This window comes from Tychonema sp. LEGE 06208, assembly GCF_015207505.1.
GTDB lineage: Bacteria > Cyanobacteriota > Cyanobacteriia > Cyanobacteriales > Microcoleaceae > Microcoleus.
In genome coordinates this window covers 1-9,746 of record NZ_JADEWT010000171.1, presented here as the reverse complement: position 1 = coordinate 9,746, position 9,746 = coordinate 1, and the positions used below count along the sequence as shown (strand labels likewise).

The following is a 9,746-nucleotide window of genomic DNA, read 5'->3' as shown; positions in this document are numbered from 1 at the left end:
CTTCCCTCTTCCTTCTTCCCTCTTCCTTCTTCCGACGGACTTACATCCGTTACATCCGTTACATCCGTTACATCCGTTACATAATCCGTTGCCGAACTTCCCTCTTCCTTCTTCCCTCTTCCTTCTTCCGACGGACTTACATCCGTTACATCCGTTACATCCGTTACATCCGTTACATAATCCGTTGCCGAACTTCCCTCTTCCTTCTTCCCTCTTCCTTCTTCCGACGTACTTACATCCGTTACCTCCGTTACATCCGTTACATCCGTTACATAATCCGTTGCCGAACTTCCCTCTTCCTTCTTCCCTCTTCCTTCTTCCGACGGACTTACATCCGTTACATCCGTTACATCCGTTACATCCGTTACATAATCCGTTGCCGAACTTCCCTCTTCCTTCTTCCCTCTTCCTTCTTCCGACGGACTTACATCCGTTACATCCGTTACATCCGCTACATAATCCGTTGCCGAACTTCCCTCTTCCTTCTTCCCTCTTCCTTCTTCCGACGGACTTACATCCGTTACATCCGTTACATCCGCTACATAATCCGTTGCCGAACTTCCCTCTTCCCTCTTCCCTCTTCCCTCTTCCGACGGACTTACATCCGTTACATCCGTTACATCCGTTACATCCGTTACATAATCCGTTGCCGAACTTCCTTCTTCCTTCTTCCTTCTTCCTTCTTCCTTGACTTTTAAATCCGTTAAATCCGTTACATCCGCTACAAAATCCGTTGCCGAACTTCCCATCAATGCTGCGAGAAATCGATCGCACGCAGCGATCGCCCTTGACAACTCATCATCCTCTGCAGCAGCAGTTTGCCGGATTTCTCCCAAACGGCAGTAAGCCTCAACAAAATCAGGCTTCAGAGCTATCGCCTGCCGAAAATAAGGCATGGCTTCGGAAATTTTACCCAAAACCATCAAAGAAAATCCGGCATCCGTACAGCCCGAAATATGTTGGGGATTTAGTTCGATTACCCGATCGAAACAAGCAACCGCCGCCGAATGTTCCCCCTGCAATTGCCAAGCTTTCCCCAGATTGTAGTGGGCTAAAACCATGTCGGGTTCCAACTCAATAGCTTTGAGGTAAGATGCGATCGCCCGATCGGGATTTTTGCCCTGCAACGCTTGACCCAAATTATTGTGCAGCGTCGCCCAATCCGGCTTAATCTGCATCGCTTGTTGATAAATCTCGATCGCCTCAGCAGGGCGATCGTCCTTCAGCAAAATCACGCCCAAATTGCTGTAAGCTTCCACATAATCCGGCTGTTTGGCAATCGTCTGACGGTAGGTATCAATGGCCGCAGCGATCTGATTATTTTCATCTAAAACCACAGCCAGATTGTAGTAAGCAAGTAGATAATTGGGTTGAAGGGCGATCGCCTTTCGGTAACAGTCGATCGCGCCCAACAAATTACCCTGCTTGTGAAAAATATTTCCCAAGTTATAATGAACTTCCGCCCAATCTGGCTTCAACTCCAGAGTTTTGCGGTAATGAAAAGCCGCCTCATCCAACCAGCAATACTCGTTGTAAAGTTGACCCAAATAAGCATGAGCCAGAACAAACTGGGGCGAAATTTCCAAAGCTTGCACAAAAGCATCTCTTGCCGCCGTCGGGTCTCCGCTCGCTTCGAGAATTTCGCCTAAAGTGGTGTAAGCTAGCGGCGAAAATGGCTGTAGTTCGATCGCCTGATGGCAAATATCGATCGCCTCAGTTAACTTCCCCTGCTTCAAATAAACTTGGGCTTGACGGATGTATGCTTCAGTGCTCATTGCTTCTGGGCAGTTGCGGTTTTTCCCCGCTTCAGGAAAACTTATAAATTATGATTTGAAAGTTTGTATATATTTTAGGCGATCGGGCGATCGATTAATTTCATCAATAACTGGCGATCGATTTTTTTTAACAGTCCCTACTTCAATGCCCGAATTGAAACCTCACCCCGCTGGTAGCAGAGTGAGGTTGAAATCCTTTAAAACACGATCGGCAGTTGTAAGAACAGCCCCAGATGTTATCCAGTGCTGCCCCACAACTGCCAGTTGTTTTAGAACAGTTCTAAGTTGTTCGAGGTAATTGTCAGACCAGGTTGCAACTGAGCAATAGTTAGCGCTCCACCGGTACCGTTGAAGTACAACACACCGTTTTGCGGGTCGTAAACTAACTTGTTAGCAGTTCCAGGGCTGTTGGCTGGGTTGAAGTTAGAAACCACGACAAACTCGCTGGAATCCAAGCCTGTGCCCAAAGCACCCAACACACCGCCGGACTTCAATACGATCTTATCTTCGGCTGGAGTAAAGTCAGTGATCGTGTCTACGTCGAAGTCGCCGCCAAAACCAGCGAAGTAGAACGTGTCGCTGCCGGCACCGCCAGTCAAGACATCGCGACCTCTGTCGCCAGAGATAAAGTCATTGCCAGCACCGCCATCGACTGTATCGTTGTCCTTACCGCCGTAGAGGCTGTCGTTGCCGTCGCCACCGCTCACGATATCGTTGCCCCGGCCGCCAAAGACGGTATCGTTGCCACTTCCGCCGAGTACGGTGTCGTTGCCGTTGTCGCCAGAAACCAAGTCATTGCCAGCACCGCCGTCGATGAGGTCATTTCCTTTACCGCCAAAGATCCGGTCGTCGCCGTCACCGCCAGCGACCGCATCGTTACCGCTGCCTGCAAAGATAGCGTCGTTGCCGCTGCCGCCGCCGATGCTGTCATTACCGCCACCGGAAATAATGATGTCGTCACCACCACCACCAGCAATGACATCATTGCCGCCAAAAGTCAGAATGATATCGGCTTGTTGGGTGCCGTTCAATCTGTTATCCGTTTGAGCGCCGATAATGTTAGAACCACCACCACTTGTCGGGTTAGAAGTTACTGGCGTTGTTGGATTAGTTACCTGTGTCATTTACACTCCTCCTAAAAGATCAATCATTTTTCTACAATACACTTTTCCCTCCAAAGGGATTCAATAAATGTAACCGGACATCGGTTGAGACCCTAATTGACCCGGCTGCTATAAGCTGTCATGTAATTTAATTTGTCAGCAGGGAGCCCCGGAGCGCGAGTACAATCCTTTATTCGTATAGCAGCAAATATCGGTTTTTTCCTGCTTTGGACTCTCCACTCCACAACTCCCTCCTCTAACACGAAAATATTCCACTTAAACGTTTGTGAGTTTACCATACCTAGCTCGGGTGCGGCTAGTCATTTTTAAAACATTAGTCTGCAAATACACGCTGACCATTTTTAATGGGAGTATGCTCTCAAGATTGAGAATTTGCACCGCAGTCCTTGGCAACTGTTGATCGCCCTGCTACTCCTGTTCGTGCCCGTTCGGGCAGAACAGGAGTTGCAATGTTTTAGTATACTCTCGTTGACCTGACTTTTGAGTTCCCCCAATAGTTCCCAAAAAATCAAAAAAATTTTTAGCGAGTATTCCCAGGCAGCCCAAGCTTGGGGTCGCTTTTGGTCAAAATTGCGCCCCAACACAGTCCTTGAGGGACTTTTGTGGCTCATCACCCCAGTTTTTATCTAATAAAATCGGTGATTTCGGCAATCGAGTTGCGATTAAGGGCCGCACACTAGAGTTAAGACGTTTAGTCAAAGGTGAGAATAATCTGCTGCCGAGCTTAACATTAGTTTCACTCAAAAAATGCAACCGATCGAGCCTAGGTTCCCAACCCGCTGGCACAGGAAGTCACCACCAATCGCCGATCGCAAATGGGATTAGTTGTCTTCGGTTGGCGACACAATGCCAAACAGATTTATCTGCAAAGGGGGAGTATGGGACTGTTAAAAGTGAAACTACACCCTCAGCCTCCTGCATTCAGTTGACAGTTGACAATTGATAGATAAGTTTTTCTGATAATTATATTTAACAATTTAAATTAATCAAATTAATTATTAAGTAATAAAATTCTGGCTAATTGTTAACTTCGAGGAGTACGCCCGCAATTAGAAATTTCGAGGGAATTTGATTGAGCATTCATAGACAAGCTGTACTATTGAGACGATTTGTGTGCTTCTAGTTGCTGAGTTGAGCCGTTAGAATAGCTCTGGTTGTCGTAGCTGTAAATGTGAGGGTCGCTCTCTAAAATATAACCTATCGAAGTAGCTGCATAGTAGCTCAGGGCTAGCAGCGACACTAGATTAAGAATTCGATAAACTGGCTTTTCAGACATTTCTTTCATTTTAAGTCCTATGGTTTGTGTAAATAGCAAAGTTGGCTACAGTGACGGCACGTTTTTTTGAGAAGTTCCCGCCAATACAGCACCCGATCTAAAATCAGAACGCTGGCCTACTCAAATCCTGATGTCCGATCGCCTACAACAAATTTTGCCTATTGGGCAAACAGTTTTTATTGCTATTTCATATTGCACTCTCCCCCTTGCATTGTCTATCTAACTGCGGTAAGACTTCGACGATTTGGGCGTTCTAGAACTCTACAATTGTCTCTGAAAAGCTGCTACATTAAAAAAAAAAATAGCTGCTAAAGCTTGCAGCGCAAAGACTGTAGCGGTTTTTGTCCTGCGCGAATTTTTCAAGATTCCACCAATGGCGTGCGGCGGCCGAAAGCCAGAAAAACTATGAAGTTAGTGAGCGATCGCTCAAATAAATATGTCTTAAGTTATACTCAGACCAGCAACAGACCGTGTTACATTGCATATCGAGCTTGAGTGTTTCTGGCTGTGTAGTAAACAGCATTTTTTTGTTTGAGTGCTGTCGCGATCGCAGCACAGGTTATTGAGCCCGTGCGAGGGAGGATGCTACCTCGCGACACATCTATAAGCCAAGCCCGCGCGATCGCGCGACAGCTCGCAAGTCGTAAAAAATACTTTTTGCATTCGGACAGAGATGCTCCCTGATACTGTCAGGAACCTCAGCCATGACAGCATCAGGCTTGTGAGAGTAATCTGGTGACAAAAAAGCAAGATTAAAATAGTAGAATGCAGAATTTGAAAGCGGTCAAAAAATATTGATTTTGTAGATGCACATGGTTATGGAAAAACAAAATGAAGATGCGATCGCTGCCACGAGCGATGTAGGGGGGATAAGTTATGACGAAACACCCAACAGCGTTTGAGTCAGTTACTTCTACAATTTATTAGAACAATTACTCGGATTTAACTGGAACAACAGACTTTTTGCTGGTAATTTGCAAAAGGGATAGGGGCAGCACAACAGGCCAAATCAGAGGGCCGATTACTAAGGCTATCCAAGAGATTAAGTCAGTTTTTGATGTCGCACTATCGTTCCAAAAACTTGTGAACCAAACAATAAAAACGATTAAGGCAATCGAAAAGTAGCCAATAACGATCATTGTTTTACCTGTTAGTCTATAATATGGGCTCGAAGTATTGATAATTATTATATCTCAGGGTGCGGTTTGCCGATCGCAAATTTTCCCCGACCCTGCAACTGTCGATCGCCCAAACTTTCACAGATATCAGACTCCACACCCCAAGATGTCGCCTTCAACACGCACTCCGGCGACAGCAAGTGGCGCTCAAAGCCTTGCTCTCATGAGTTTGAGACGTTTCGTCAAACTTTGAGAGCAGCCCGGAAATCACCCCAAAGGCGATCGAGTATTTTGTTCTTCGGTGATTTAACTCACCTATACTCCCAGACTTCGATCGCAAGTATAGTTCAGAACGATCGCACAGCTTAGCTGACGGCAATCACCCTACTGTCATCTCAAACACTGCATATTAGAACAGTCAAGATTAACGAAATTTCATGCAAGCTCTGACTTTACAATCCGATCGGGCGATCGCTGAACTATTCTATCAAGTAACCTATTCAGGCAACCTGACTCGCACTCAAAGCCAGAAACTGCTTTCGTTCTGCCAAAGCGCTCTGAACCAAGATGACCGAGATGCAGTCAACCGCCTGCTTTACGCCATCCGCCGCGGATGGATCGGGATTTCCGATTAGTTTCTTCAGACAGCAAGTCGAGCTCGGCACTTCTACTTTGTCTCCTGTAAAACTTTGGCAGCAAAATTTCCGCCAACAGGTCACTTCATTAACCGTCTCAAAAAAAATAAATGTGCTGCGATCGTTTCGATCGAACCCGGTTTCTTGAACAAGCCGGGATTTTTGATGTGAATCAGTCAGGAATCTGCAGTCAGCAGTCAACAGTTAGCATTTATTCAGTACATCCACAAAAAAAACACACCGCGACACCCGGTAAATGCAGCCAAAACCTGGTTTCTGAACACCTTAAAACTTTTACCTTTAATTAAGTCGATCGATTTATTTATAGCAATTCGGGGCAACATAAGGTACGAGCGGAAAAAATGTAATTGGTAATTGGTAATTGGTAATTGGTAATTGGTAATTGGTAATTGGTAATTGGTAATTGGTAGTGCCCTATACCCTAGGCCTTATGCCCTAGGCCTATGGCATATTACCGCGATATGGTGTATCTCATTTAACTGAAAAAAAATATTATGAGATAAATATTAATTTATTTGTCGCACTCTCTTAAGGAAAAATACAGATTTGGGAGTTGCCAAAAGCGAGGGGTCGAGACGGGGTTGGTGTTTCGAGTTTCCCTCTCAATGAGGAAAGAACCGATCCCCAAGTTGGGCTGACACAAATCACAAATCAAGGCCGAATGGATCACATTAACTCGCGTATTTGAATCACATAAAACTTTGGAAAATTAGTCAATACTACTAAAAGCCAGTTCAAAAAAAACACAATGATGACCCAAACGCTTTTACCTCAATTTAGTATTGCAGAGCTAGTCTTTCAGGTATATCACTCGGGTTTGCTGACTCCCACTCACCGACGCCAGCTCCAAACAGCGCTGTTAAATGACCGTCTTACCGAAGAAGATCAAACAGCCATCAACCGCTTGCTCCACGCCGTTCGGCGGGGCTGGCTGAAAGTCGTAGACTAAACTCAAGTACAAAATTTTTTGCAGATTCTGTGGAAATGCACAGTCAATCGATTTTAGTAGATTTTAGATTTAAGATTTAGTCAACAGATGAATCTGGAGATTGAACAGTAATCTAAAATTTTTGCCTCTCCAGTCAGGATGGTACGCGGTACGGTATCAGTTGAAAAACGCATTCACCTAAAAACAGAATTAAATCCCCTCAATACAATTAGGATTTAAACTAAAGGTAGGGTGCGCCACCAGCACCCCGCGGTTTAAAGTTCTATTTTGCCCGTTTATCAGAAAAATGGGTTGAAAACCCCGTACTTTTAGGACGGCTTTAAGTCAAGTAAATGCGTCAATATTTAAATTGTTGAAAAATACAGAATTGCGACAATCCTTGGGACAACCCTTTCTTCACGTAAGTTTTGAGACTAGAATAAAATCAGTTCACTCTTCAAATAAGAGGTAACTCAATCTTGCTCGCAAACTACGTTTACAAACTGCGTCCAAATCAAACACAAGACTCAAAAATGTCTGGCTGGGTAGATATGTTAAGAAGCCACTACAATTGGTGTCTCAACGACAGAATTACTCACTACCACCAACAATTCATCCAAGGAAATTACTGCGAGATTAGAACTCAAAGCGAAGTTTCCCCATTAACCTGCTATGTCAGTAAAAATGGTGCAACCGGAAATCCTTGGAAAGACTCAAAAACCGATGCTTCAGGTAAGACTAAGAACCCCCGTCGCAGTGCCGGCGACATTCAAATAACAGCATTACCTGACTTAAAAACAGCTAGACCTTGGTATATTGGCATTGACTCAACAGTTTTACAACAGAATGTTAAACGCTTAGACATTGCCTACAAAAACTTCTTTAAAGGTAAAGGATTTCCGAAATTCAAAAATCGGAGTAACTTTACTTCTTTCACCTTCGTAATGGGAGTCAAAATACAAGGTAATAAAATTTACTTACCAAAACTAGGTTGGATGCGGTTTTACAACTCGCGGTCAATCCCCGATGGTTTTACCATTAAGGCTTGTGCGGTAAGAAAACGGCAAAATGGCTGGTATGTATCTATCCGAATTGAGGACAAGTCTATTCCCGACTACCTGACAAAATCTCTGGTGGATGTTGTGAAAATAATTGGCTGTGACCTAGGGATTACCAAATTAGTTCATTTGTCTGACGGACATCAGATTAAGAATCCTAAAATTGCGACCAATAAAAAAGCTAAACGTACCCTGAAGATTAGACAGAGACGGGTTAGTCGTAAAGTCAAAGGTAGTAAAAATCGCAAAAAAGCGGCTAAAAAAGTCGGACTGTTTCATCAAAAGATTAGCGATAAGCGTCAAGCATATCAATGGAAAATCGCTCGGGAAATAGTCGATCGAAATATTGATGCAATTGCCTTAGAAAATTTGAATATTTCAGGAATGATGCGCCGATGTCGCGTAAAAATCGATAAAAAAACGGGAAGATTTCTCAAAAACGGACAATCCAGAAAGAAAAGTTTAAATCGTTCGATTTCTGATGCAGGCTGGTCTGAATTAACTTTAAAGATTGAGTATTTAGCTGCGAAGCAAGGAAAAGTCGTAATTAAAGTTAATCCTAAATATTCGAGCATTGAATGCAGGAAGTGCGGTCATATTGACAAGTCTAGCAGAGATGGAGAAAAATTCATCTGTACTGAATGCGGCTATTACGAACACGCCGATATAGGTGCTGCAAAAACAATCAGAGATAGAGCTTTAAAAATGGTACGCGGGGACTCCGCGAAACCAGGGATTTTTTTTAATCCCCAAACGCTTGAGGAGCTTGTTGCAAGACAAGGATAGCAGCCCACCTTTTTAGGCAAAAGGATTGCGCCCAAGAACCCGCACACTTGCGCGGGATATTAAGATCGAAATGTCTTAAGAATCCCCGTACCTTAAGGTCGGGGAGTGTCAATTACTCAGAAATTTTGCCATCAGGCATCATCGCTTCTCTCAGATTCGCCTCGTTTAAATTTGTCCCGCGTAAATTAGCTTGATGCAGGTTTGCTCCCCGGAGATTTGCTCCCTTAAGGGAAACTCCGCTCAAATCAGCTAGATGAAGATTCGCACAGCTCAAGTTTGCTCCGTTCAAATTAGCTCCCTTCAAATCCGCTTTTTCGAGATTGGCTTCGGTCAAATTTGCCCAACTCAAATTTGCTTGAGTCAGCTTAGCATGGCTGAGATCAGCTTGTGTAAAGTTGGTGTCGGTTAAATTTGCTTTGCTGAGGTTGATGTGGCAAAGTTTTACTTCTGTCAAGTTGGCACCTTGCAAGTTAACGTTAACTGCATAAACTTGCATCAAGATTGCCCGCTGAAGGTTGGCCTCTCTCATGTCTGCACCTCTGAGACTCGCCCCGGTTAAATCTGCCCCGCCTAGCACCGCACTCCGCAAGATGGCTCCGCTTAAGTTGGCTCCCACCGCCTCGCATTCGCCGAAATTAGCCGACATGAGGTTGGCTTGGCTGATATTTGCTTGGCTGATATTTGCTTGATACAGATTGGCTCTGTAAAGGATGATGCCGATCGCATTTATACCTTTTAAATCAGCTTGACTCAAGTCAATATCGCGCAAATTTGTCCTTGACATATTCGCCCCGCTCAGGTCTATTTTGTGAAAAACCCGTTCTCCGGCTGCATACCGTCTGAGAAGTTCGTCTGGATTCATGTCATTTCCCCCAAAATATTTAATAATATCTTTGATATTTCAATCATATTAGGCATGAGCGACCTTTACATTTCTTGGTCTGAGTATCATCGGACAATTGAGGATTTGGCTGTAAAAATTGATGAATCTCAGTGGAAATTCGATCGCATTGTGTGTCTCGCGA

8 protein-coding genes and 1 pseudogene are annotated in these 9,746 nt (G+C 44.4%); 4 read left to right on the top strand and 5 right to left on the bottom strand.

The genetic code is table 11. The annotated features are described in order from the left end of the window. The 4 genes from IQ263_RS26880 to IQ263_RS26865 form a co-directional block, all read right to left on the bottom strand. Positions 1-1,775 (bottom strand): tetratricopeptide repeat protein (locus tag IQ263_RS26880; protein ID WP_228050394.1); only part of this gene is annotated, 1,775 nt, incomplete at its 3' end. A gap of 269 nt (positions 1,776-2,044) precedes the next feature. Further along, positions 2,045-2,899 carry a calcium-binding protein gene (locus IQ263_RS26875; protein WP_194071118.1) on the bottom strand — a complete coding sequence of 285 codons (855 nt, stop codon included), beginning with the start codon at positions 2,897-2,899 and terminating at the stop codon, positions 2,045-2,047. Between the two features lie 1,096 nt (positions 2,900-3,995). Continuing rightward, on the bottom strand, positions 3,996-4,184 hold the full coding sequence (locus tag IQ263_RS26870; RefSeq protein WP_194071117.1) for a hypothetical protein: 189 nt from the start codon (positions 4,182-4,184) through the stop codon (positions 3,996-3,998). A 1,284-nt stretch (positions 4,185-5,468) separates the two neighbouring features. Beyond that, entirely contained in the window at positions 5,469-5,672 is a 204-nt protein-coding gene (locus IQ263_RS26865; protein WP_194071116.1) for a hypothetical protein, read from the bottom strand. A 58-nt stretch (positions 5,673-5,730) separates the two neighbouring features. Between IQ263_RS26865 and IQ263_RS26860 the strand changes: the two genes are divergently transcribed. The 3 genes from IQ263_RS26860 (at position 5,731) to IQ263_RS26850 (ending at position 8,721) form a co-directional block, all read left to right on the top strand. Further along, on the top strand, positions 5,731-5,928 hold the full coding sequence (locus IQ263_RS26860; protein WP_194071115.1) for a hypothetical protein: 198 nt from the start codon (positions 5,731-5,733) through the stop codon (positions 5,926-5,928). A gap of 769 nt (positions 5,929-6,697) precedes the next feature. Beyond that, complete coding sequence (locus IQ263_RS26855; protein ID WP_194071114.1) at positions 6,698-6,898, top strand: hypothetical protein; 201 nt, start codon at positions 6,698-6,700, stop codon at positions 6,896-6,898. Between the two features lie 458 nt (positions 6,899-7,356). Continuing rightward, entirely contained in the window at positions 7,357-8,721 is a 1,365-nt protein-coding gene (locus tag IQ263_RS26850; RefSeq protein ID WP_194071113.1) for an RNA-guided endonuclease InsQ/TnpB family protein, read from the top strand. Positions 8,722-8,833: 112 nt separating this feature from the next. Here IQ263_RS26850 and IQ263_RS26845 read toward each other — a convergent pair whose 3' ends face one another. Next, positions 8,834-9,583, bottom strand: a complete 750-nt coding sequence (locus IQ263_RS26845) for a pentapeptide repeat-containing protein (RefSeq protein ID WP_194071112.1) — start codon at positions 9,581-9,583, stop codon at positions 8,834-8,836. 54 nt (positions 9,584-9,637) lie between these two features. On the opposite strand from IQ263_RS26845, the pseudogene IQ263_RS26840 reads away from it, so the two are divergent. Then, a pseudogene (locus tag IQ263_RS26840) lies at positions 9,638-9,746 on the top strand (phosphoribosyltransferase); the annotation flags it as partial.

Excerpts from the sequence above, each read along its gene's own strand:
- IQ263_RS26870 (WP_194071117.1), bottom strand. The coding sequence starts at position 4,184 with ATGAAAGAAATGTCTGAAAAGCCAGTTTATCGAATTCTTAATCTAGTG.
- IQ263_RS26855 (WP_194071114.1), top strand. The coding sequence starts at position 6,698 with ATGATGACCCAAACGCTTTTACCTCAATTTAGTATTGCAGAGCTAGTC.
- IQ263_RS26860 (WP_194071115.1), top strand. The coding sequence starts at position 5,731 with ATGCAAGCTCTGACTTTACAATCCGATCGGGCGATCGCTGAACTATTC.
- IQ263_RS26845 (WP_194071112.1), bottom strand. The coding sequence starts at position 9,583 with ATGAATCCAGACGAACTTCTCAGACGGTATGCAGCCGGAGAACGGGTT.
- IQ263_RS26875 (WP_194071118.1), bottom strand. The coding sequence starts at position 2,899 with ATGACACAGGTAACTAATCCAACAACGCCAGTAACTTCTAACCCGACA.